This window comes from Sorangium sp. So ce176, assembly GCF_051519835.1.
In the GTDB taxonomy this organism is placed as follows: domain Bacteria; phylum Myxococcota_A; class Polyangia; order Polyangiales; family Polyangiaceae; genus Sorangium; species Sorangium cellulosum_G.
Genome location: NZ_CP150371.1, coordinates 9,352,213 through 9,374,589, shown reverse-complemented (window position 1 = coordinate 9,374,589; position 22,377 = coordinate 9,352,213). Strand labels below are relative to the sequence as shown.

Annotated in this window: 15 protein-coding genes; 9 read left to right on the top strand and 6 right to left on the bottom strand. The window is 74.0% G+C overall.

All coding sequences use genetic code 11. The annotated features are described in order from the left end of the window. The first annotated feature begins 12 nt into the window (after positions 1 to 12). From WMF42_RS35430 to WMF42_RS35420, 3 genes are all read left to right on the top strand, one after another. Entirely contained in the window at positions 13 to 324 is a 312-nt protein-coding gene (locus WMF42_RS35430) for a hypothetical protein (RefSeq protein WP_061613113.1), read from the top strand. 112 nt (positions 325 to 436) lie between these two features. Then, positions 437 to 817, top strand: coding sequence for a dihydroneopterin aldolase (locus WMF42_RS35425; RefSeq protein ID WP_061613112.1), 381 nt, complete (start codon positions 437 to 439; stop codon positions 815 to 817). A gap of 43 nt (positions 818 to 860) precedes the next feature. Further along, positions 861 to 1,250, top strand: coding sequence for a YidH family protein (locus WMF42_RS35420; RefSeq protein ID WP_061613111.1), 390 nt, complete (start codon positions 861 to 863; stop codon positions 1,248 to 1,250). Between the two features lie 753 nt (positions 1,251 to 2,003). Here the strand turns inward: WMF42_RS35420 and WMF42_RS35415 are convergent. From WMF42_RS35415 to WMF42_RS35395, 5 genes are all read right to left on the bottom strand, one after another. Beyond that, entirely contained in the window at positions 2,004 to 5,828 is a 3,825-nt protein-coding gene (locus WMF42_RS35415) for an AAA family ATPase (RefSeq protein ID WP_437687461.1), read from the bottom strand. Positions 5,829 to 5,944: 116 nt separating this feature from the next. Further along, positions 5,945 to 6,979, bottom strand: coding sequence for an MvdD family ATP-grasp ribosomal peptide maturase (locus WMF42_RS35410; RefSeq protein ID WP_061613011.1), 1,035 nt, complete (start codon positions 6,977 to 6,979; stop codon positions 5,945 to 5,947). After that, positions 6,976 to 7,974 (bottom strand): MvdC family ATP-grasp ribosomal peptide maturase, encoded by a 999-nt coding sequence (locus WMF42_RS35405; RefSeq protein WP_437687459.1) that lies wholly within the window; start codon positions 7,972 to 7,974, stop codon positions 6,976 to 6,978. Before WMF42_RS35405 ends, WMF42_RS35410 begins: the two co-directional genes overlap by 4 nt. A 45-nt stretch (positions 7,975 to 8,019) precedes the next feature. Then, positions 8,020 to 8,253, bottom strand: a complete 234-nt coding sequence (locus WMF42_RS35400) for a microviridin/marinostatin family tricyclic proteinase inhibitor (RefSeq protein ID WP_437687457.1) — start codon at positions 8,251 to 8,253, stop codon at positions 8,020 to 8,022. A gap of 291 nt (positions 8,254 to 8,544) precedes the next feature. After that, positions 8,545 to 8,772 carry a microviridin/marinostatin family tricyclic proteinase inhibitor gene (locus WMF42_RS35395; protein ID WP_434043074.1) on the bottom strand — a complete coding sequence of 76 codons (228 nt, stop codon included), beginning with the start codon at positions 8,770 to 8,772 and terminating at the stop codon, positions 8,545 to 8,547. A 165-nt stretch (positions 8,773 to 8,937) separates the two neighbouring features. Between WMF42_RS35395 and WMF42_RS35390 the strand changes: the two genes are divergently transcribed. The 5 genes from WMF42_RS35390 to WMF42_RS35370 all read left to right on the top strand — a co-directional run bounded on the left by WMF42_RS35390 (position 8,938) and on the right by WMF42_RS35370 (position 19,480). Further along, entirely contained in the window at positions 8,938 to 10,104 is a 1,167-nt protein-coding gene (locus WMF42_RS35390; RefSeq protein WP_437687454.1) for an HlyD family secretion protein, read from the top strand. After that, entirely contained in the window at positions 10,101 to 12,941 is a 2,841-nt protein-coding gene (locus tag WMF42_RS35385) for an ATP-binding cassette domain-containing protein (RefSeq protein ID WP_437687452.1), read from the top strand. Before WMF42_RS35390 ends, WMF42_RS35385 begins: the two co-directional genes overlap by 4 nt. Continuing rightward, the gene (locus WMF42_RS35380; RefSeq protein WP_437687450.1) at positions 12,938 to 15,157 is read left to right on the top strand and encodes an ATP-binding cassette domain-containing protein; all 2,220 of its coding nucleotides are present in this window, start codon (positions 12,938 to 12,940) and stop codon (positions 15,155 to 15,157) included. The genes WMF42_RS35385 and WMF42_RS35380 overlap by 4 nt, the downstream gene beginning before the upstream one ends. Positions 15,158 to 15,471: 314 nt before the next feature. Then, positions 15,472 to 17,418, top strand: coding sequence for a malto-oligosyltrehalose trehalohydrolase (gene treZ, locus WMF42_RS35375; protein WP_061611703.1), 1,947 nt, complete (start codon positions 15,472 to 15,474; stop codon positions 17,416 to 17,418). Then, on the top strand, positions 17,408 to 19,480 hold the full coding sequence (locus tag WMF42_RS35370) for an amylo-alpha-1,6-glucosidase (RefSeq protein ID WP_437687448.1): 2,073 nt from the start codon (positions 17,408 to 17,410) through the stop codon (positions 19,478 to 19,480). The genes treZ and WMF42_RS35370 overlap by 11 nt, the downstream gene beginning before the upstream one ends. Positions 19,481 to 19,524: 44 nt before the next feature. Here the strand turns inward: WMF42_RS35370 and WMF42_RS35365 are convergent, their stop codons facing one another. Continuing rightward, positions 19,525 to 20,784 carry a metallophosphoesterase family protein gene (locus WMF42_RS35365; RefSeq protein WP_061611705.1) on the bottom strand — a complete coding sequence of 420 codons (1,260 nt, stop codon included), beginning with the start codon at positions 20,782 to 20,784 and terminating at the stop codon, positions 19,525 to 19,527. Positions 20,785 to 21,079: 295 nt separating this feature from the next. On the opposite strand from WMF42_RS35365, the gene WMF42_RS35360 reads away from it, so the two are divergent. After that, positions 21,080 to 22,369 (top strand): NTP/NDP exchange transporter, encoded by a 1,290-nt coding sequence (locus tag WMF42_RS35360; protein ID WP_437687445.1) that lies wholly within the window; start codon positions 21,080 to 21,082, stop codon positions 22,367 to 22,369. The last annotated feature ends 8 nt before the right edge of the window (positions 22,370 to 22,377 follow it).

Genomic DNA, 22,377 nt, shown 5'->3' with positions numbered 1-22,377 from the left:
AAAGGACCGCTCATGCCGAAGCTCAGCTCCGGAACAGCCATCGCCCTCGCGTTTCTCTTCGGTTGCTCCGCGTCGTACGTCGCGCCGCGCTTCCTGGTGCCGCCGGTGCACGCGGGGACCGATCCGCCCCGCTGGGAGGTGCGGTGCGTGGACGCCGAGACGGCGCGCGTGGGCGACAGCCAGGCGCTCGAGGTGACCAACGCCACCGGGTGGAACCCGGTCCTCAAGCGCTTCGGACAGGAGGGGTGGGAGCCCGTGCAGTTCCTGCGCAGCGAGATGACCGCGAAGATCGACGCCGTGTGCTTCAAGCGGCCCCTCCTCTGAGGCGGCGCGCGCGCGGCCGCCGCGGCCGGCGCGCGCCGCCGCGAGCGGGCGAGCCGACAAGGCCACCTCCTTGCGGCGGATGCCGGCCGGTAGGCGTGCTAGGGGGGCGGCGATGGAGTCTGTGATCCAGAGTTACCGGATCCGCCTCGACGGCATCCGCTTTCGCGCCAAGCACGGCGTTTCCCGCGCCGAGCGCGACCTGCCCCAGGACTTCGTTGTGTGCCTGGAGGTGGAGCTCCCGATCGCCCTGCTGCCCCGCGCCGACACGCGGGCGCGGGTGTTCGACTATGACCGGCTCGCGAGCCTCGTGGTCGAGGCGGGCACGAGCGCCTCGTACAAGCTGCTCGAGACGCTCGCCGAGCGGATCATCGAGCGCGTCCTCGAGGACACGCCGGCCCTCCGCGTCACGGTCCAGGTGAAGAAGTTCGGCCCGCCGACCTCGGTGTCGGTGGACGCGGCGTCGGTCGAGCTCTCGGGCAAGAAGCGCGGCTGAGCCCGGGCTTGCAGGCGCGGGGGACCGTCTCCATGGTCACGCCATGGCCGACGACGGGAGCGTGAAGCGGACCGAGGCCTACGCGCGCGAGCACCTGGCCAACGAGCGGACGCACCTCGCCTACGTGCGCACGGCGATCGCGCTGCTCAGCTTCGGCATCACGCTCAACCGGTTCAGCCTGTATTTCCTCGAGGCGGAGCCCGGGGTCGCGCCGGTCGGGTCGCGGTCGCTGCTGCGCGAGGTCGTCGGCCTGGGCGCGGGGATGGTCCTGCTCGGGATGGCGATGATCGCGTGGGCCGCGGTGCGGTACCTGCGCGCGTACAGCGATATCGAGCGGGGGGCGTACCGGCCCGACCGGACGGCGATCCTGGTGTTCACGGCGGCGCTCTTCGTGTTCGGCGCGGCGAGCATCGCCTGGCTGTTCACGTCGTGAGCCGGGAGGACGGAGCCACCCGGCGCGATCTGGGACAAGGGCGCCCGCGCGGCGGGATGGCGCGCGGGACACCGGCCGCGGGGAGACCGGCGTCGACAGCGGCGACCCGTGCCGGCCTTGCCATGCGGGCGATCGCTGCCGCGCGGCCACGGGCCGAGAGGCGAGCCGTCCCGTCCGTCTCGCGCGCTGCGCTACGGTGCCTCACCCGGGTCATCCACGGGTGAACAGCGCACAACGGATGCACCAAGCTCGTCGCACGCCTCTTCGCATAGCTCATCCCCTTCCCAGCAGCAGCCGAAGTCCGAGCATCCGCGGGCTTTTCCAGCAACACCGTTGCTGCATGCGAGGTACGTCAAAGGGCACTCTTCTGGAGCGTTGCACGGTAGGTCGCAGTCGGCGCATCCGCCTGCACCGACAGCGACGACGGTGCGCGTTGCCATTGCGACAAAAACGGCCGACAGCGATAGTCGCGTGAATTTCATCGTCTTGTGGGGACTCCTGAAGCGCGCTCTGGCGTCCGTCGTGGAACGGCGACGACCTCGTCCGACGGATAGCAGAAGAACACGTGCTCCTTCGAGACTACGCCACCGAGGGCGGCGCCGCTCGAGGATCACCACCGCGTTCCTGGAGGCGATGGTCGCGTCGCTCGACCTCGATCCGGCGACCGCCGACGAGGCCGCCCTGGCGGAGCTGATGCAGCGGTACACGCCGATCGTCGCCGAGGGCCGCCGGCGCGCCGATCCGAGGAGCCCCTCACCGCAGCCGGTGCTCGCGGAGGACCTCGGCCGGCACCGCCTCCCGCGCGAGCTCGCAGAGGCGCGCGTGGTGCGTGAAGAACAGGACCTGCGTCGTCGCCGTCAGCTCGCCGAGCACCGCGAGGGCAGCCCGGGCGCGGTCGTCGTCGAAGTGGATGAGGAGGTCGTCCAGGATGAGCGGCATCGGCTCGCCCGTCCGGGCGTGGTGCTCGAGGCTCGCGAGCCGCAGCGCGAGGTAGAGCTGGTCGCGCGTGCCGTCGCTCAGGCCGCTCACGTCCACCTCGCGCTGCACGGGGGCCTTCGCTGGCTCCGCCGCGGCGCCGTCGGGCGCGGACGACGGCGCCGCGGCGGAGCCCGCGCCCGCGGCCGGGGGGGCCGCGCGGACGCAGCGGAGGACGGCCTGCTCGCTCTCGTCGTAGCCCACCCGCAGGCCCGCGAAGGCGCCCAGCGTCAGGCGGTGGAAGAGCGCGCTCGCGCGCGCCAGGATCGGGCCCTGGTTGCGCTCGCGGTACCGCTCGATCTCCCGCTCGAGCAGCACCGCGGCGAGGCGCGCCCTGACGTAGCGGCGCACCTCGCCGCGCAGGTGCGACAGGCAGATCTGCGCCTCGACGGCGGCCTCGGCGGCGCCCACCGTCGCCCGGAGGTGCTCGCGCTCCTGCTCGAGGCTCCCGAGCGCCCTGTCGATCCGGCGCCGCTCGTCCTCGAGCGACGCGAGGCGCTCCTCCGCGCTGTCGAGCTCCAGCGCGAGCGCGTCCCGCTCCGCCCCCGCGGTCTCCTGCTCCAGCGCGGCGATGCCGGCGCCCTCGCCCGCCTCGAGGAGCTTGCCCTCGTTCTCGACGAGCTCGCGATCGAGGCGGCGCGCCTCGCGCGAGCGCTCCTCCGCCACGGAGAGCGCGGCGAGGTCGGCCGCTGCGTCGCCGGTGCGCGCGACGCCCGCCGCCTCGAGGAGCTTCGCGAGGCGCGCCTCGGCGGCCGCGCGGCGCGCCTCCTGCTGGTCGAGCTCGCGGCGCTTGTCGGCGAGGCTGCGCGCGATCTCGCCGCGCTCGCGGAGGTCGGCGCGCGCCTTGTGGTGGCGCTTGACGAGCTGATCGGCGGCCTGATCCGCCGGCAGGGCGGCGAGGTCCGGCGCGTGCCGGGACGCGAGCTCCGCGACGTCCTCCGCGAACGCGAGGGCGTCGCGTTCCATGCCGCGCACGCGCCGGCGCTCGTGGGCCGCGCTGTCGGCCTTGCGGAACAGCGCGCCGAGCTCGTCGAGGATCGCCGTGGCCTCGTCCGTGGACGCGTCGCCGGGCAGGCCGAGCAGCCGCACGCTGTCCTCCCACTCGGCCCGCCACGCCTCGAGCGCGCGCGCGTGCTCTGCCCGCTCGCGCTCGAGGTCCTCGAGCTCGCGCTCGAGCTCCTTGCGCTCCCGGAGGCGGTCGCGGCGCTCGCGGGCGGCGAGCTCGATGGCCGCGAGCTCCTGCTCCGCGGCCTCGACGAGCGCCGGGAGGCGCGCGGCCGCGTCGTCGGGCGCGCCGGTCAGGGGCAGGCCGGCGCGCGCGCCCTGGATCGCCGCGTGGAGCTCGGCCGCGTGCGCCTGCATCCGCGCCCGCAGCGCCTCGGCCTCCGCCTCCGCGGCGCGCAGGCGGTCGACCGTGGCGGTCAGGCCCGCGTAGCGGCCGAGCCAGCCGCGCATCTCCTCGGGCGAGCGCGGCGCGACCCCCGCGGGCCGCCACAGCGCGACCCACGCGGCCTCGGCCTCGTCGGCGCGGCGCGCGAGCGCGGCGCGCTCGGCGGCGAGCTGCGCCTGATCGGCCTCGGCGCGCGCCTTGTCCGCGAGCAGCCGCGCGAGGCGCGCGACCCTGTCGGCCTCGCGGCGCAGCCGGTCGGCGAGGGCGTCGGCGACGCGCACCAGCTCGGCGTACTCGTCGGGCTTCGCGCGGCTCGCCGCGGGCGGCTCGTCGCGCGCGGTGAGCGACGGCCGCCGCCCCGCGCCGGGCGAGGCGGGCGCGTCCTTGCCGAGGTCGAAGAGCGAGGCGGTGTGGATGGCCGCCGCCGTGGCGCGGGCGCTCCCCTTCGACTGGAGGGCGCGCAGCAGCGCCTTGAAGGCGGCGTCCCGGCGCTCGCGCGCCTCGGTGAGGTCGGCCTCCGTGGGCACGGCGCCGGCGCGCTGGAGGGCGTCGATCTCGCGCGCGCTCTCGCGCAGGCGCGCCTCGATCTCCGCGGCGCGCTCGCCGAGCCGCTCCCGCTCGCGGGCGAGGGCGCCCCACTGCGCGGCCGCCTGGTCGACCGTCTCGGGCAGCGGGACGGGCAGGGCGCTCGCCTCGGCGGCGGACAGCGGCCGCTGCGCGGGGGAGCCGGCCGCGCCGGCCGCGCCGAGGCCGAGCCGGTCGCGCTGCGCGTCGGCCTCGCGGGCGAGCCGCGCCGCCGCGGCGGCGGCGTCGCGCAGGCGCTGCTCGAGGTCACCCTGCTTCTGCGCGCGCGAGAGCGCGCCCCGGAGCGGGGCCGGGTCCTCGCCCGGCGGCAGCTCAGCCAGCCGGCGCGCGCAGGCGTCGCGCCGGGCGCGGTGCGCGGCGAGCAGCCGCTCGACCTCGCGCGGCTTGGCCTCGACGGCGCCGCGATCGCGGGCGAGCCGCTTGATGCGCGCCTCGGTCGCGACGTCGACGCGCATCGCCTCGAGCCGCGCGGGCTCGGCGCCGTCCACGAGCGAGGCGTCGCGCCCGAGCCGGCGGAGGATCGCGCGCGCCTCTTCCTCCAGGCCGTGGAGTTCGGCCCGGACGCGCGGCAGGTCGACGGCGGCCTTGCGGTGGCTCCCGAGCCGGGTGACGAGGCCGTCGATCACGCCCGGATCGAGCTCGGCGAGCGACGCGGGGACGTGCAGCGCGGCGTGGCGGGCCTCGAGCTCCTCGATGTCGGCGCGGAGCCGCTCGGCCTGGGCGGCCGCGTCGGCGGCGCGGTCCTGCGCGTCCTCGCGGTCGCGCTGCGCGCCCTCGGGCAGGAGGACGACGTCGCCGAGCGCGGCGCGCCGGCCGAGGATCGCGCGCCGCGCCTCCAGCAGCGGGAGCACGCGGAGCGCGCGCCGCAGCCGCTTGTCGGTCGCGCGCGTCGCGCGCAGCTCGGCGTCGACGCGCTCCTGCTCGGCGCGGGCCTCGTCGATCTCCTGCCGCTTGCGCGTCCAGTCCGCGGGCGGCCGCGCGGCGCCCTTCGCCTTGTTGCGCGCCTCCTCGAAGGCCTTGATCGCCTCGTTGAGCGGGCGGGTCCTCGCCTGGGGCGTGAAGATCTCGTCGGCCTCCTGGCGCAGCGTGGTGAGGAGCTGCTGGAGCCCCGGCCCGCCGAGGCCGGCGCCGAACAGGCTCTGGCCGACGTCGCCCTTGCCCTGGAGCAGCGCCTCGGCGCCCTGCCGGAGCGTGTCGTGATCGAGGCCGAAGGAGGTGCGGAACAGCTCCTCGGTGACGCCGCCGAGCACCGGCGCGAGCGCGGCGTCGTCGAGGGGGTTGTCGTCCGGGTCGCGGAGCGTCTTCACGCGGCCCTTGCGGCGGACGAGCGCGACGGCCGTGTCGCCCCGGCTCGCGAGCCGGCCGCCGACGCGCAGATCGGTGTTGTGGTGGAGGTGGGCGTCCGGGGTGATGTGCGGGATGCCGTAGAGCAGGCCGCGGATCGCCCGCAGCGCGGTGCTCTTGCCGGCCTCGTTGGGGCCGTAGATGAGGTGGAGGCCCGGCGACGGGGCGGAGAAGTCGAGCCGGAGATCCGTGAAGGGACCGAACGCGAGGAGGTGGAGCTCTAGGATCTTCACGAGGTCGCCGGCCGGGCGCAGGGGCAGCGCTCGCCCCTGAACGGATAGCAAGTGCGAAACCTCCGCGCGTTGTCAAGGCGCTCTTCGCTGTGCTGCGGCTGTCGGTTCGCTCGAGATGGCAGGCGGGCCGCGCTGGAACCAGCAGGCGGGCGGGCCGCGCGTCCGGCTCAGCGGCGCTGCGTCGCCGGCGGATGCAGGAAGGCGCTCCACGAGCCGCGGCGCGGCGCCTTGCCGAGCAGCACCTCGGCGAGCGCTTCGCTGATCGGGAGCCCGGGGGTCCTCTCCAGCCAGAAGAACTCGCCGGAAGGATTCACCTCGAGGAAGACGTGCCGTCCGTCCGGCGTGCGGAGGATGTCGATGGCGCCGTAGTTGAGGCCGAGTCGATCCATGAGCCGGAGCACCCCGGCCTCGACGTCGGGCGGGAGCGCGTCTTTGCGCCAGGTATCGATGAGCTCGATCCCCTGCCGTCGCCAGTCGATCTCGGCGCCAGGCGCCGCCTGCGAGTCGACCGAGGCCGAGAAGACGCGCTCGCCGACGACGGTCACCCGCAGCTCGCGCGCCTTCGGGATCTTCTCCTGGAAGGTCATCGGGCAGAGCGAGAGCCCCCGCATGTCCGCGAGGTCCTCGGCCCCGAGGGCGTTCGTGAAGACCACGTGCTCCTCGCCCTCGCGGTAGACGGCGAACGACGAGAGCATCTTGGCGATCACCCCGCCGGGGCAGGCGGCGGCGAAGGCGCGCGCGGCGTCGGCGTCGTTGGTTGTGAGCGTGCGCGGCGTGTCGAGCCCGACCTCGCGCGCGATGTCGAGCTGCACCTGCTTGTTCGACGCGAAGCGCACCGCCGGCAGGGGGTCGACCTGCGGGACGCGGAGCGCCGCCAGCATGCCCTCCACGGTCTGCTTCGCCTCCTGGATCGACGCGCTCCGGAGCTGCGGGTCCATCGACGCGGGCAGCCCGCCGCCGTGAGCGACCCGGCGATACCAGACGGCTGTCACGTCGCCGAGATCGAGCTCGCCCCCCCCGGCGCCCGGCGCGCGCAGCGTGGAGCGGCCGGCGCCGGGCCCCGAGGCGAGCGCGAGCCGCGCCCCGTGCGGGAAAGCGTCGGTGTCGAAGCGGAAGGCCCGGTCGCCCAGCCTGGCGATCGCGGCGGCGACGCGGTCGACACACTCGTTGTCCTGGCTGTGCGTGATGATGAGGACTGTCACGGGCTCTCCGTCGGAGCGAGCAGGGCCTCCGCCAGCGCATCGGCGATCGGCAGGCCGAGATCCCGCTCCAGCATGCCCCACTCACCGGCGGGGTTGACCTCGAGAAAGACGTGCTCCCCGTCCGGCGTCCGGATGAGGTCGACGGCCCCGAAGACAAGGCCGAGCGCGCGCAGGAGCGCGCCGAGCTGCGCCTCGACGTCGGGCGGGAGCGCGTCCTGCTCCCACCCGATGCCGGCATGGCTGACGGCCGGGTGGCGCCAGTCGACAGCGATCGACTCGTAGCGCGAGGCGTCGAGCGCGCCGGGGAAGCACCGGCCGTCGACGCAGACGACGCGCAGCTCGCGCGCCTTGGGGATGCGCTCCTGGAAGACCATGGGGCTCTGGCGCAGGCCGGCGAGGGCGTCGAGATCGGCCGCCGAGACGGCGTGCGTGAAGACGAAGGGCGCGCCGCCGGCGAGGCTCATCGAGAAGGGCGTGAGCATCTTGGCGACCATGCCGCCGCCGAGGCGCGCGAAGAAGGCGCGGACCTCGGCCGCGTCGTTCGTCACCAGCGTCTCGGGGATGCGCAGGCCGACCGACGCGGCCACCGCGAGCTGGCGCAGCTTGTCCTGGGCGCGCTCCTCGGCCGCCGGCTCGTTGATCCATCGCCGCGCGGGCAGCCCGCCCAGCCAGCCGATCAGCGTCGCCATCGACTCGCGCACGCAGGCGGCGCGGTACGCCTCGGGGATGCCCTCGCCGAGGCTCGGCGCCCAGAGGCGCCGGAGCCAGACGGCGGAGATCTCGTCTCCGTCGAGCGCGGCCCCGGCGTCCTCCAGGCGGCGGCGTACGCCGCCGGCCCCGAGCGCCGTCGAGAGGGCGATGTCGCGAGGAAACCGGTCGACGTTCAGGCGGACGGGGCGAGCGCCGCGCCGTCGCAGCGCGTCCGCCACGCGCCCGATCCCGAAGTCGTCCTGGGAATGCGAGACCAGGAGGACGCTCGCGCCCGCTGTCGTCACGTCAGGATGCCTCTCTCGCAAGGGCGCGGGCGGCTCATCCGGCGCTCAGGTCTCGTCGCCGTCCGACGGGTACTTCAGCGTGGTGGCGATGGGGTCGCCCCCGCCCCCGCCGCCGTCCTCGTTGTCCGAGGGGTACTTCAGCGTCGTGGCGACCTTGCCGGCCTTGACGCCGGTCCGGACGCGCTTCTGGTCTTCCAGGAAGCGAGCGAAGAAGGGCACCGCCTCGGCGTTCTCCTCCTGCTCCTGCTGCTCGGGCTCGCGGAGATCGACATCAGCCATAAGAAACCTCCAGATTGCTTCGGCGGACCCGCCGAAGAGAAGAGATCCTATTTAAATGGCAATCAGCCGGCGCGCAAGTCCGCGGACACGCTGGGTACTGTCGCGGCGACACGATTCCGCTGTTGCGGCTGTCTTCCACGATCGCGGGTGTCCGGCTGTGTCTTGTTGGTTATTGTTAAGTAGTGTTGAGGGGGGATGCGGTTGGACGCGTGTGGGCGCGTGTCGTTTCGTGGGGTCGCGTATCGTTGCGCCCCGCGGCGATCGAGCGCTCCGCGGCGCGCTGCTCGCGGCTCACTTCACGTTCACGTCTTCGTCGCTGTCGGAGGGGTACTTGAGCGTGACGTTGCCGCCGCCGCCATCCTCGTTGTCCGAGGGGTACTTCATCGTGACGGGGCCCCCGCCGGCTTTGACGCCGGTCCGGACGCGCTTCTGGTCTTCCAGGAAGCGAGCGAAGAAGGGGACCTGCTCGGTTTGCTCGGTCTGCTCGGTCTGCTCGGGATCACGATCGATATCGGCCATGGGAACCTCCAGATGGTTGGATTGCCATGCGGCGGAGCCGCCGAGGCAGCATTCATCCGGTCGACCCGCATTGCACGTTAAGTTTTGCTATATTCGATGACCTCACCCGGGCGAGGGCGTGACTTCCTGAGCCTGCTTCGCCCGTGGTACTTTGCTCGACCCCCCATGCCCGCCGGGTTCTCACGCTCGATCCACGCGATCGCAACCGACGGCCACCGCGGCTCGATCGCCGGCGCCGCGATCGGGGCGCTCCTGCTCATCGCCTGGCTCGCGTGGTTCTTCCTCGCCCGCGTCGGGCGGTACGAGGCGAGCGTGAGCGCGCGCCTCGAGGTGGGGCAAGCAGCGCACCGGGTCGAGGCGCCGCTCGACGGGAGGGTCGCCGCCGTCCACCTCGACCTCGGGGCCGACGTCGCCGCGGGCGACGTCCTGATCGAGCTCGACGTGGAGCCGCTCCGCCGCGAGATCGACGACAAGCAGGCCCGGCTCGCGGCGATCGCCGGGCAGATGGATCCGCTCCGGGCCGAGATCGCGGCGCGGGCGCGGGCGCTGCGCGACGGGGCGGAGGCGGCGCGCGCGCACGTCGACGAGGCGAAGGCGCGGATCCGGGAGGCCGAGGCGGGCGCGCGCTTCCAGGAGCTCGAGGCGGCGCGGGCCGTGCGCCTGCGGCAGGACGGGCTCGTGTCGGAGGCCGACGCGGCGCGGCTCGCGGCCGAGGCGCTGTCGAGGCGCTCGGCGACCGAGGCGCTCGACCGCGCCGCAGCGCGGGCCTACGTCGAGCGGCGCGCCGGGCAAGGCGAGCAGGAGGCCGAGCTCGCGCGGCTCGACCGCGAGGCGGCCTCGCTCGAGGGCGAGCGGCTCGTGCTGGAGGCGGCGATCAAGGGGCTGCTCGCCGAGATCGAGCGGCGCAAGATCCGCTCGCCGATCGCCGGTCGGGTCGGCGAGATCTCGGTGCTGCGGGCCGGCTCCTTCGTGCGCGAAGGAGACGTCGTCGCCGCCGTCGTGCCGCCCGGCGAGCTCAGGGTGATCGCGGAGTTCCCGCCCTCGTCCGTCGGCCGGATCGGCGCGGGGCAGGAGGGACGCCTGCGCCTCGATGCGTTCCCCTGGACCGAGTACGGCACCCTGGCCACGACGGTCGAGCGCGTCGCCAGCGAGACGCAGGAGGGCCGAATCCGCGTGGAGCTCGGCGTGCGCCCCGACCCGGCGTCGCCGATCCCGATGCAACACGGGCTCCCCGGCAGCGTCGTCATCGAGACGGAGCGCGTCTCGCCGGCCTCGCTCGTGCTGCGGGCCGCAGGGCAGATCGTGAGGGTCCGCGGCGGAGCGGGCGGGTGACGGAGGGGACGACGGACGATCCCCGATTTGCGGCGGAGCGGGCCGCGAGCGCCGATCGCCCTCGCCGAGCGTCGGGCCCGAGGCGGAGGCTCCTCGCGCCGGAGGTCGTGCAGACGTCGGCGATGGATTGCGGGCCGGCCACGCTCAAGTGCGTGCTCGAGGGCTTCGGCATCGACGTGAGCTACGGGCGCCTGCGCGAGGCCTGCCAGACCGACGTCGACGGCACCTCCATCGACACGCTGGAGGACCTCGCGGAGCAGCTCGGGCTCGTTGCCCAGCAGATCCTCGTCCCGCCCGAGCACGTGCTGCTCGACGAGGCCCAGGCGCTGCCCGCGCTGGCGATCGTGCGGCAGTCGACAGGGCCGCTGCACCTCGTCGTGATCTGGCGCCGGCACGGCGGCCTCGTCCAGGTCATGGACCCGGGCACGGGGCGGCGCTGGGTGACGCGACGGCAGCTCGAAGGCGAGCTCTACCAGCACGAGCTGCCCATGGCCGCGGCGGACTTCCGCGCCTGGGCGGCGAGCGACGGGTTCACGCGGCCGCTCGGGCGCCGGCTCGCCTGGCTCGGCGCGGGGACGCAGCCGCTCGAGGCGGCGCTCTCGGACCCGGGGTGGCGCGCGATCGCGGCGCTCGACGCCGGCGCGCGCCTTGTGACGTCCCTCGTGCGCTCCGGCGGCCTCGGCCGCGGTCGCGAGGCCGCCCGCGTGCTGGGCGCGCTGCTCGAGAAGGGGCCCGCGGCCGCTGGGGAGGAGAGGATCCCGCCCGCCTTCTGGACGGCGCGCCAGGGGCCGGCCGGCCCGCGCGGGGAGGAGCTCGTCGTCGCGCGGGGCGCCGTGCTCGTGCGGATCCGCGGGCGGCGCCCGCCCAGCCACGCCCGCGCCCCGGGAGGCCGCGGCGGCGCGCCGGGAGCCGCCGCGCCCGCGCCGCCGCCTCCCGGCGAGGCGGCCCCTCACGCCGGCGTGCGCCTCGCCCCCGACCTCGCCGCCGCCCTCGCGGAGCCAAAGGTCCGACCCGGGCGCGAGCTCCTCCGGATGATCCGCGAGGACGGGCTGCTGACGCCCGCGGTGCTCGCCGGCGCGCTCGCGCTCAGCGTCGCGACGGTGGTGCTGGAGAGCCTCCTCTTCCGCGGGTTGCTCCAGATCTCCAATGATCTCGCGCTGTTCGAGCAGCGCCTCGCCGCCATCGCCGCCCTCGCCCTGTTCCTCGCGGTCGAGCTCGCCATCGATCTCTCGCTGACAACGGGGGTGATCCGGCTCGGGCGCCACCTCGAGGTCCGGCTGCGGATGGCGTTCCTCTCGAAGATCCCGCGCATCGGCGATCGCTACTTCCACAGCCGTCCGGCCTCGGACATGGCGCAGCGCGGCCACAGCCTGCACGTGCTCCGCGGCCTGCCGGCGTTCGGCGGCCAGCTCGCGCGCTCGGCGCTCGATCTCGCGGTGACCACGGCGGCGATCGTCTGGATCGATCCCGCGAGCGCGCGCCTCGCCGTGCCGTGCGCCGCGCTGGCGCTGGCGCTGCCGCTCGCGGGGAGCCGCGTGCTCGTCGAGCGCGACCTGCGCGTCCGCACCCACGCCGGCGCGCTCACGAGCTTCTACCTCGACGCCCTCCTCGGCCTCGTGCCGATCCGGGCGCACGCGGCGGAGCGGGCCGTGCGGCGCCAGCACGCGGGCCTGCTCGGGGAGTGGGCGCTCGCCGGCCGCGCGCTGCTCCGCGCGGCCCTCGCCGTCGACGGGGCGCAGGCGCTGCTCGGCTTCGCGCTCGCCGCGTGGATCCTCGGCGACTTCCTCGCCCGCGGGGGCGCGCTCTCGCGGGCGCTCCTGCTCTTCTACTGGGCCCTCGCGCTGCCGGCCATCGGGCAGGCGCTCGCGAGCACGCTGCTCCAGTACCCGGCGCACCGGAACACGGCGCTGCGCCTGCTCGAGCCGCTCGGCGCGCCCGAGGAGTCGCGCGCCGGCGACGCGCCCGGCGCGGCGACGCCGTCGCCAGCGCAGGCCGGAGCCGGGGGCGCGGGCTGCGCGATCGCCTTCGAGCGCGTGCGCATCCAGGCCGCCGGTCACGTGATCCTCGACGCTGTCGATCTCCAGATCGCGGCGGGCAGCCATGTGGCGATCGTGGGGCCGTCGGGCGCGGGGAAGTCGAGCCTCGTCGGGGTCCTGCTCGGGTGGCACAGGGCGAGCGAGGGGAGGGTCCTCGTCGACGGCCGCCCGCTCGACGGCGAGCGGCTGCGCGCGCTGCGCGAGGAGACGGCGTGGGTCGACCCGGCGATCCAGATCTGGAACCGGTCGTTCCTCGACAACCTGCGCTACGGCGCGCCCGACGACGCGGCCGACTTCGGCCCTGTCGTCGAGGAGGCCGAGCTGCGCGAGGTGCTGGAGCGGCTGCCGGAAGGGCAGAAGACCCTGCTCGGCGAGGGCGGAGGGCTCGTCTCCGGCGGCGAGGGGCAGCGCGTGCGCTTCGGCCGGGCGATGATGCGGAGCGAGGCGCGGCTCGCGATCCTCGACGAGCCGTTCCGCGGCCTCGACAGGGAGCGCCGCCGGGCGCTGCTCGCCCGGGCGCGGCGGCGCTTTCGCCGCGCGACGATCCTGTGCGTCACCCACGACGTCGGCGAGACGCGCTCGTTCGAGCGCGTGCTCGTCGTGGACGGCGGGCGCGTCGTCGAGGACGGGGCGCCCGACGAGCTCGCGGCGCGGCCCGGCTCGCGCTACAGCGCGCTGCTGGACGCCGAGGCGGCCGTGCAGCGAGGGCTCTGGTCGAGCGGCGGGTGGCGCAGGGTGAAGGTCGTGCGCGGGCGGATCGCCGAGGGCGCGGCGGCGCCGGCCGAGGGCGAGCGGGGATGACGGCGGAGGCGCTGCGCGGGTGGGGCGCTCGGCCGGACGAGGCGGTCGACGCGCTCGGAGCCCTCGAGTGGCCCGCCGAGCGCCTCGGCGACGCGCTCGAGGCGCTCGCGCTGCAGGGCGGCCTCCGCCCGCGCGCTGTCGCGGCGCCCATCCCGACAGCCGGCCACCTCCGCAGCGCCGACGCGCTCGGGGCGTGGATCGATCAGGCCGCGGGCTACCTCGGCGTCGAGGCGGAGCCGATCGCGGCGCGCTACGACGAGGTCGACGCCGCGCTCCCGCGCGTGGCGCCCGCGCTCGTGTGGCTGCGCGGCGGCGAGGCGCCCCGCTTCCTCGCCGTCGCGGGGCGCAGCGGGCGGGACCTCCTTGTGCTCCGCGCCGACCGCTCCACGGCGCGCGTGCCCGTCGCGGCGATCGCCGGCCGCGTCTCCCGCCCGCTCGAGGCGCAGGTGCTCCCGGAGATCGATCGCGTCCTCGCGCGCGCCGGCGTTCGGCCGCGCCGGCTCGGGCGCGCGCGGCGGGCCCTGCTCCGCGAGCGCCTCGGGCCGGTGATCCTCGACGGCATCTGGAGCCTGCGCCTGCCGCCGGGCGCGTCGTTCCGGCGGCAGATCGCGGCCGCGCGGATCCCGCGCCGCCTCCTCGGCCTGCTCGTCGCCCACGTGTCGGCTTACACGCTCTGGATCCTGGTGTGGATGACCGTGGGGCGCAGCATCCTCGACGATCACCTCGACGAGGGGTGGCTCGTCGCCGGCGCGCTGCTGCTCGCGACGGTGGTCCCGCTGCGCCAGCTCATGGCGTGGCTTTCCGGCGTGGCCGCGATCGACTCGAGCGCGCTGATCAAGCAGCGCCTGCTCGCGGGCGCGCTCGCGCTCGACGCCGAGGAGGTGCGCAGCGAGGGCGCAGGCCGCTTCCTCGGCCGCGTGATCGAGTCCGAGGCGATCGAGGCGCTCGCGATGGGCGGCGGCGTCGCGGCCGTCGCGTCGGCGTTCGAGCTCGCCGCGGCGGCGGTCGTGCTCGCTCAGGGGGCGGCCGGCGCGACCCACGCGCTCCTGCTCGTCGCCTGGGCGGCGCTTGTCATCGCGCTCTGCGTGCGCTTCTACCGGCGTCGCGCGCGCTGGACCGCCGCGCGGCTCGCGATGACCCACGACCTCATCGAGCGCCTGGTCGGCCACCGGACCCGCCTCGCCCAGGAGCGCCACGGCCGCTGGCACCACGGCGAGGACGAGGCGCTCTCGCAGTACCTGCTGCGATCGCGCGAGCTCGACAGGAGCCAGATCGAGATCGGCGCGCTGATGCCGCGGGGCTGGCTCATCGCGGGCATCGTCGGCCTGCTGCCGCCGTTCCTCGCGGGCTCCGGCTCCACCGGGGCGTACGCGGTGGCGCTGGGCGGCGTCCTGCTCGCGAGCCGCTCGCTCCAGGGGCTGTCGGCCGGCCTGTCGAGCCTCGCCAGCGCGGCGATCGCGTGGGAGCAGGTCTCCACGCTCTTCCAGGCGGCCTCCCGCGGCGGGACGCCGCCGCCGCCCCTGCCGCCCGACGCGGGGCGGTCACCACAGCGCGTGCCAGGGGACGCGACCGGCCCGGACAGCGCGCGTGACGTGGAGGTCCGCGCGCCGGTCCTGGAGGCGCACGAGCTGTCCTTCCGGCACAAGGGCAGGGCTCGCCCCGCCGTGACGGACGTCTCGCTGCGGATCGCGGCGGGCGATCGCATCTTGCTCGAGGGGCCCTCGGGGGGAGGGAAGTCGACGCTGAGCGCCCTGCTCTCGGGGCTTCGCGCGCCGGACGCGGGGCTGCTCCTGCTGAACGGGCTCGACCGCCACATGCTGGGCGCCGCCGCGTGGCGCCGCCGCGTGGCGGCGGCGCCGCAGTTCCACGAGAACCACGTCCTCGCCGGGACGTTCGCGTACAACCTGCTGATGGGCAGGCGCTGGCCGCCGGGGCCCGGCGACACCGAGGAGGCCGAGGCGATCTGCCACGAGCTCGGCCTCGGCGAGCTGCTCGGCCGGATGCCGGGAGGGCTGGAGCAGCTCGTGGGCGAGACGGGCTGGCAGCTCTCGCACGGCGAGCGGAGCCGGCTCTACATCGCGCGCGCGCTGCTCCAGGGCGCCGAGGTCGTCGTGCTCGACGAGAGCTTCGCGGCGCTCGACCCCGAGACGCTGGAGCGCGCGCTGCGCTGCGTGCTCCGGCGCGCGCGCACGCTCGTTGTCATCGCCCACCCGTAGCTCTGCCTCGCGCTGCTCGCGGCCCGTCCACGCTCTCGCGTCGTCTCAGCCCACTCCGCTCGGCGCTTCCTGATGAAGCGAATCCACCGCTCTTCTCGATCGGAGCCCGCCAGCATGGCCGGGCTCCACAGCTGCTTGTCGTGCGCAAGACTTGCCATCTCCCCTGCGATGCATGTCATCGTCAGTCGATCCCCGAACCTTCTCAGGTGACTCCGTAGGTGTCGTCCGCTTGCCAGGCGATCAAGCGCTACAAAGGGGACGTTCGAACCCATGGATGCTGGACGTCACCTGCGTTGGCTCTAGAATTCATCCCAATGCGGGAAATCAAGAAGGACAGGCGGCTGCCCGTGGGCGCCGAGGTGCTCGCCGGAAAAGGAGTGCACTTCCGCGTCTGGGCGCCGGCCCGGCGCAGGGTCGAGGTCGTGCTCGAGGCCGGCCCCGGGAGCGGCGAGGCCGCCGTGCTGCGGCCCGAGGAGGGCGGCTACTTCGCGGGGCTCGTCCCCGCGGCCGCGAGCGGCACCCGCTACCGCTTCCGGCTCGACGACGGCGAGAAGCTCTATCCCGACCCCGCCTCGCGCGCGCAGCCGGAAGGACCGCACGGGCCCTCGGAGGTGGTCGACCCGGGCGCGTTCGCCTGGAGCGACGCCGGCTTCCGGGGAGCCCCGCTGAAGGGGCAAGTCGTCTACGAGATGCACGTCGGCACGTTCACCCGGGAAGGCACCTGGGAGGCCGCGGCCCGCGAGCTGCCCGAGCTCGCCCGGATCGGCATTTCCTTGATCGAGCTGATGCCGGTGAACGAGGTCCCCGGCCGGTTCAACTGGGGCTACGACGGCGTGAACCTGTTCGCGCCGACGCGCCTCTACGGCAGCCCCGACGATCTCCGCCGCTTCGTCGACGCGGCGCACCGCGCCGGGATCGGCGTGATCCTCGATGTCGTCTACAACCACCTCGGGCCGGACGGCAATTACCTCGGTGAGTTCTCGAAGGACTATTTCTCCGAGCGGCACAAGACGGACTGGGGCGCCGCGATCAACTTCGACGGCCCGCGCTCCGAGGCGGTGAGGGAGTACTTCATCGCCAACGCCGGTTACTGGATCGACGAGTTCCACCTGGACGGGCTCCGGCTCGACGCGACGCAGAACATCTACGACGGCTCGAAGGACCACATCCTCGCCGCGATCGCGCGCCGCGTCCGGGAGGCCGCGGGGGGCAAGGCGATGTTCATCGTGGCCGAGAACGAGTCGCAGGAAGAGTGGCTGATCCGCGCCGCCGATCGGGGCGGCTACGGGCTCGACGCCATGTGGAACGACGACTTCCACCACAGCGCCAAGGTGGCGCTCACCGGCCATAACGAGGCCTACTACACGGATCACCAGGGCTCGCCCCAGGAGTTCATCTCCGCCCTGAAATACGGGTTCCTCTTCCAGGGGCAGCGCTATGAATGGCAGAAGCAGCGGCGAGGCACGCCGGCGCTCGGCATGGATCCGGCCCGCTTCGTCCTCTTCCTGGAGAACCACGATCAGGTCGCCAACACGGCGAAGGGCGAGCGGCTCTACCACCTCGCGTCCCACGGAAAATTCAGGGCGATGACGGCGCTCCTGCTCCTCGCCCCGGGGACGCCCATGCTCTTTCAAGGGCAGGAGTTCGGGTCCTCGGCGCCGTTCCTCTTCTTCGCCGACCACAACGCCGAGCTCGCGCCGCTCGTGCGCAAAGGCAGGGCGGAGTTCCTGACGCAGTTCCCCTCGTGCGCCGCGCCCGAGGTGAGCGCGCGCCTCGACGATCCGGCCGACCCGGCGACGTTCGAGCGCTGCAAGCTCGACTTCTCCGAGCGCGAGCGCAACGCGGGCCTCTACGCCCTCCACGCGGACCTCATCGCGCTGCGCCGGCGCGATCCCGTGATCTCGGCCCAGCGCCCGCGCGGCGTGGACGGGGCCGTCCTCGCCGACCAGGCCTTCCTCCTCCGCTACTTCGGCGACGACGGCGACGATCGGCTGCTCCTCGTCAACCTCGGGCGGGACATCCATCGAGGGTCCTTGCCGGAGCCGCTCTTCGCCCCGCCGCCGGGGCGCCGCTGGGAGACGTCGTGGTCCAGCGAATCCCCCTCTTACGGGGGGCAAGGCAGTCCACCAGTCATGACCGAGGATGGCGTCCACATCCCGGGCGAAGCGGCGATCCTCCTCCACCCCGTGGTCGGAGCGCCGGTGCCCGAGAAGACGAGCGCCAACCCTCGCCCCGAGGAGCCCGAGAAGAATGTACGCTGACGAGATCTGCCGGATGATGGTCTGGTCCCGGGGCACCGCCCCCGCCACGCACGACGACGCGGAGCACGGCTCGGATCCGCTCACGCGGGAGTGGCTCGTCACGAACGGCCTGGGCGGCTATGCGTCGGGCACCATCTCCGGCGCCGTGACCCGTCGGTTCCATGGACTGCTGATCTCCGCGCTGCCCGCGCCGCTCGGCCGCACCATGATGCTCAGCGATCTGAGCATCCGCGTCGTCACCCCGGACGGCAAGGTGTACCAGGTGGGCGGGCAGGAGCCGTGGCTCGACGAGACCTCGGCGGAGGTCATCGATCTCGCCGAGTTCCGCCTCGAGGCCGGGCTGCCGGTGTGGCGCTACGAGGGCGCGGGGATGGTCTTCGAGCGGCGCCTGCTCCTGCCCCACGGGCAGAACACGGTCCACGTCACGTACACGCTCCTCGAGGGGGCTGGGCCGGTCCGGATCGAGCTCCAGCCGTGGGTGAACTTCCGCCCCCACGAGGGCGCGCTCGACCGGCCGGTGGCGGGGCCTTATGCGCTGACCGTGGTCGAGGACCGCTACGAGCTCGCCTCGCCGAGCGACCTCCCGCCGCTCCGGCTCCAGGTCCAGGGCGCGCGCGCCGAGTTCAGGATCGAGAGCGCCCGGCTGCGCAACGTGCGCTACCGGATCGAGCAGAGCCGCGGATACGACGCCGTCGGCGAGTTCTACAGCCCGGGTCGCTTCAGCCTCGAGCTCCCGGTCTCGGGCAGCGTGACCCTGGTCGCCTCGACCGAGGCGTGGGAGACGATCAACGCCCTCTCCACGGAGGAGGTGCAGCGCGCCGAGCGCAAGCGCCGGACCCGGCTCCTGCTCGCCGCGGCGCCCGAGGTCCGCTCCGGGCCGCCGGCGGAGCTCATCTTCGGCGCCGACCAGTTCCTCATCACGCCCGCCGGCCGCGTCGAGGACGCCGCCCGCGCCCGGGCCGGCGGCGACGAGGTGCGCACCGTCATCGCGGGATACCACTGGTTCACCGACTGGGGCCGCGACACGATGATCAGCCTGGAAGGGCTGACGCTCGTCACCGGGCGCCACACAGAGGCGGGCTATATCCTGCGCACGTTCGCCCATTACGTGAAGCACGGGCTCATCCCCAACATGTTCCCGGAGGGCAAGAACGACGGGCTCTATCACACAGCCGACGCGACCCTCTGGTTCTTCCACGCGCTCGATCGCTACCTCACGTACACCGGCGATCGCGAGACGCTCCGGTTCATCCTGCCCACGCTGACCGATATCGTCGAGCACCACACCCGCGGGACGCGCTTCGGGATCGGCGTCGACCCGAAGGACGGCCTCGTGCGCCAGGGCGAGGAGGGCTATCAGCTCACCTGGATGGACGCGAAGGTCGGCGATTACGTGGTCACGCCCCGCCGGGGAAAGGCGGTGGAGATCAACGCGCTCTGGTACAACGCCCTCCGCCTGATGGAGCGCTGGGTGCGCGAGTCGGAGGGCGACGCCGCGTCGCAGCGCCACGGCGCGGCGGCCGACAGGGCCAAGGCGTCGTTCAACCAGCGCTTCTGGAGCGAGGAGAAGGGCTATCTCTACGATCTGATCGACGGCGAGCAGGGCACGGACGACGCCTTCCGGCCGAACCAGATCTTCTCGATCTCGCTGCCGAACCCGGTGCTCGATCCCGCCCGCTGGAAGGGCATCGTCGACCAGGTCAAGGAGCGGCTGTGGACGCCCGTCGGCCTCAGGTCGCTCGCCCCGGGGCACCCGGATTACAAGCCCAAGTATTTCGGCGACCTCCGCGCGCGGGACCTGGCCTATCACCAGGGCACCGTGTGGGGGTGGCTCATGGGCCCGTTCGTCGACGCCTGGCTGAAGGTGTATCCCGCCGATCTCGCCGGGGCGCGGAGCCTGCTCGCGGGCTTCCCGCCGCACCTCGACGAGGCCTGCGCCGGGTCGATCAGCGAGATCTTCGACGCCGAGCCGCCGTTCACGCCCCGCGGGTGCGTGGCGCAGGCGTGGAGCGTGGCCGAGGTGCTGCGCGCCTACGCCCGGACGGCCCGCTCGGCGGGCTGAGCGGGGTCGCCCGGGGCGCGCTCTCGACGGATCAGGGCGGGCGATCAGGGCGGCTCGCCGGCGCCGAGCAGCCGCGAGATCAGCGTGTGCTCCACGTCGTCGAGCGCCTCGCGCAGGAACGCGGGATCGTCGAGGCGGATCGCGTCGTCGGCCTCGCGCGCCTCGGCGGGGAGCTTGTTCTTGAGGCTCGCGAACTCGCGCAGCAGCGAGGACAGGCCCACCTCGTCCTCGCGGAGCGCGCGCAGCGACCGCGTGAGCTGGCCGATGGCGTCGTCCCGCTCCTCGAGCGCGCCCACCTCGATCGGGGCGAGCGTGCGGGAGAGCACGCGCTCGATCCAGAGCCCGCCGCCGAGGTCGTTGGCGATCGCGCGGATCTGCCCCGTCCAGCGCTCGAAATCGGCGCGCAGCGCGGCGTGGGCGGGGGTCGCGCCGCACAGGATCACCCGCGCGGCGAGCGTGCGCCCGTCCGCCTCGGCGACGCGCTGCTCGAGCTGCTCCCGCGTCAGATCCACGATGTCGTCGGCGCTCGCGGCCGGGGAGAGATCGACCTCGCAGGCGCACCAGCGCACGACGTCGAGGGCGCGGTGCTCGACCGAGGTGATGCGGCCCTCGTCCACCGTGCAGAGGAGGGCGCCCTTCTCGCCTGTCTCGCGGGCGTGGCGGCCCTGGAGGTTGCCGGGGAACGCGATGTACGGGTCCTCGGAGAGCACCTCGCGGGTGTGCACGTGGCCGAGCGCCCAGTAGTCGTATCGCTTGCCGACAAGGGTGCTCAGGCTGCAAGGAGCGTAGTTGTCGTGGCCCTCGCGGCCGCCCAGGCAGGTGTGGAGCATGCCGATGTTGAAGAGCCCGGTGTGCGCGTCCGGGTAGCCCGCCGCGAGATCGTCGGTGACGGCCTTTGTCGCGAAGCTCTGGCCGTGGACGGCGACGCCGAGCCGGTCGAACACGACCGACTCGGGGCGGCGCGGGTCGAGCCGGCGGGCGTTCTCGGGGAGCTCCAGGTGACGGGTGATGTTGCTCTCGGCGTCGTGGTTGCCATAGAGGAGCACGACCTCCACCCGGGCGGCGCGCAGGCGGGAGAGCTGCGCGGCGAAGAACAGGCCCGTGCTGTAGTCCTTCCAGTCGCCGTCGTAGATGTCGCCCGCGAGGAGCAGGAGGTCGACCTCCTCGGTGAGGCAGAGGCTCACGAGGTTCTCGAGCGCGCGGCGGGTCGCCCCGCGGATCTGCTCGACAGGGGCGCCTGGATAACGGCCGAGCCCGCGGAGCGGGCTGTCGATGTGGAGGTCGGCGGCGTGGACGAACTTCATGGGCTGGCGCGGCCGGAGCTTAGCCGCTTCTCGCCGCGAGCGCTGCTCATCCGATGAGTATCGTCTCACCGGCCGTCGCCGGGCTCGACCGCCCGGAGACAGCGCCCCCCGAGCTCGTCCAGCCGGAGGGCGAGCGTCGTGTCGAGCCGCCCGCGCTCTGCCGGGCTCGTGCCGGCGGCGGTCGTCTTGACATGCGCGGCGCGCTGTCATGCAGTGTTCGGCCGATGCCGCGCCCGTCGCCTCGCCTCACGGAGCCCGCCCCGCGCTGCCTCGCCCCGGGAAGAGCGGTGTCCCGTTGAGCCCGGCGACCGCGCTGCTCCGGCGGATCTGCGAGGTGAAGGACGGCGAGGCCGCAGCGCTGCTGTGGAGCTTCGCCTACTTCTTCTGTCTCCTGTTCAGCTACTACGTGATGCGCCCCGTGCGCGAGGAGATGGGCATCTCCGGCGGGATGGACAGGCTGCCCTGGCTGTTCACCGCCGTCTTCGCGGCGATGCTCGCGGCCGTGCCCGCGTTCTCCGCGCTCGTGGCGCGCTTGCCGCGGCGGCGGTTCATCCCGATCGTCTATCACTTCTTCGCGTCGAACCTGCTCGTCTTCTTCGGGCTGCTCTCGCTCGGCGCGCCGCGCGCGGAGGTGGGCAAGGTCTTCTATGTCTGGCTGAGCGTCTTCAACCTGTTCGCCGTGTCCGTGTTCTGGGGGTTCATGGCGGACCTCTGGCGCAGCGAGCAGGGCAAGCGCCTCTTCGGCTTCATCGCGGCCGGCGGCAGCGCCGGCGCGCTCGCCGGCTCGTTCATCACGGCCGCGCAGGCCCGGCAGATCGGGACAGCGAACCTCCTCCTGCTGTCGGCGGCGCTGCTCGAGCTCGCCGTGCTCTGCGTGGGGCGGCTGAACCGCCTCGCCGACCAGCTCGGCGACGGGGCGACGGGGCCCGACGGGAGCGCGGCGGAGGAGCGCATCGGCGGGGGCGCGCTCCGCGGGGTGACGCTCGTTTTGCGGTCGCCGTACCTGCTCGGGATCTGCGCGCAGACGCTCTTCCTGTCGGTGACCGCGACGGTGCTCTACTTCGAGCAGGCGCGGATCGTCTCCGCGCAATCGATGGATCCCGCGCGGCGGACAGCGATGTTCGCGTCCATCGATCTCACCGTGAACGTGATCACGATCCTCGTGCAGGTGCTCGTGACAGGGAGGCTCATGACGCGGGTGGGCCTCGGGGTCGCGCTCGCTGTCGTCCCGGTTGTCACGGGCGTCGGGTTCGCGGCGCTCGCGGCGCAGCCCACGATCTGGATGATCGCCGCGTTCCAGGGGCTCCGGCGGGCGATCCACTATGCGGTGGACCGGCCGGCGCGGGAGATCCTGTTCACGGTGGTCGCGCGCGAGGAGAAGTACAAGGCGAAGAGCTTCATCGACACAGTGGCGTTCCGCGGCGGGGACGCCGCGAGCGCGTGGGCCCTGTCGGGCCTGTCGGCGCTCGGGGTGAAGGCGGCGGGGCTGTCGCTGATGATGCTGCCGGTCGCGGGGGGATGGGTGCTGCTGAGCCACTACCTGGCGCGGAGGCAGGCGGAGCGCGCCCGCAGGGAGGCGGGCTGACGCGGGCC

Coding starts and splice junctions, on each gene's coding strand:
- WMF42_RS35430 (WP_061613113.1), top strand. CDS start 13: ATGCCGAAGCTCAGCTCCGGAACAGCCATCGCCCTCGCGTTTCTCTTC.
- WMF42_RS35425 (WP_061613112.1), top strand. CDS start 437: ATGGAGTCTGTGATCCAGAGTTACCGGATCCGCCTCGACGGCATCCGC.
- WMF42_RS35420 (WP_061613111.1), top strand. CDS start 861: ATGGCCGACGACGGGAGCGTGAAGCGGACCGAGGCCTACGCGCGCGAG.
- WMF42_RS35400 (WP_437687457.1), bottom strand. CDS start 8,253: ATGGCTGATGTCGATCTCCGCGAGCCCGAGCAGCAGGAGCAGGAGGAG.
- WMF42_RS35395 (WP_434043074.1), bottom strand. CDS start 8,772: ATGGCCGATATCGATCGTGATCCCGAGCAGACCGAGCAGACCGAGCAA.
- WMF42_RS35390 (WP_437687454.1), top strand. CDS start 8,938: ATGCCCGCCGGGTTCTCACGCTCGATCCACGCGATCGCAACCGACGGC.
- WMF42_RS35380 (WP_437687450.1), top strand. CDS start 12,938: ATGACGGCGGAGGCGCTGCGCGGGTGGGGCGCTCGGCCGGACGAGGCG.
- treZ (WP_061611703.1), top strand. CDS start 15,472: ATGCGGGAAATCAAGAAGGACAGGCGGCTGCCCGTGGGCGCCGAGGTG.
- WMF42_RS35370 (WP_437687448.1), top strand. CDS start 17,408: ATGTACGCTGACGAGATCTGCCGGATGATGGTCTGGTCCCGGGGCACC.
- WMF42_RS35365 (WP_061611705.1), bottom strand. CDS start 20,784: ATGAAGTTCGTCCACGCCGCCGACCTCCACATCGACAGCCCGCTCCGC.